This window comes from Oleiphilus sp. HI0117 (assembly GCF_001635235.1).
The window spans coordinates 1-720 of sequence record NZ_LWGA01000389.1 but is presented as its reverse complement, the minus strand read 5'-3'; the positions used below and the strand labels follow the sequence as shown (position 1 = coordinate 720).

The following is a 720-nucleotide window of genomic DNA, read 5'->3' as shown; positions in this document are numbered from 1 at the left end:
TTGGTTTCCTTATAAAGCTCTTGGCCTGTGTTACTAGGGGACTGAACAATGAACGCTATAGCCGGTACTTCAAGCAACTCAAAATTGGTTGCGAATACGATGTAACCCATTTGTTTTTGAGTGCGGACTTGGTTGTAGTAATCACTAGAGAGTATTTGAGTGAGTAGTAAGTACTTAGCACGTTCTTTGTGACTAGTAGTTTTTCCTTGTACATAGTGAACAAAGCCGGTATCACTGTGCTCGGTGTCGAGCGTGTTGAGCCAAGGAGTCTTAGGTGGTATGCGGCGAATTTTGGCGCGGCTGACCTCGGTCTTAGTTGCCTTATCAAGTAATATGCTTTGAATTAATTGTGCATTATTGAGTGTTGATGCACGCGATAGGTTTCCGCTACTCAACACTGCTATATCTAGTTGAGACAGAAAGTCTTCACGAAACTGATTAATATCTTCTAGTTTTATATCTCTAAGTGCGCTCAGACGTTCTTCTTCATTCCAAGAAGGAGCAATAACTACGTTCTGAGCTTTGGAAATAGCTTGCTGAAATGGCTTCTTATCTTTTGCGTTTGATAGGCTTCTAGACAAGCGTTCTTTCATTATAGAGAAACGAGAGGGAGAAAACTCTGCATATTTAACGGTGTTAAGTAACTTGCTTAGAAGTTGGGCCTGTCTATCGCTGTACCCGCTGATTTTGATGGTTACACCACGCATATGCTTGTATAGC

At 41.7% G+C, this 720-nt stretch carries 1 protein-coding gene; it reads right to left on the bottom strand.

What is annotated here, in order from left to right:
* The coding region (locus A3757_RS04600; protein ID WP_197469774.1) for an insulinase family protein at positions 1 to 720 on the bottom strand (720 nt) is incomplete at both ends.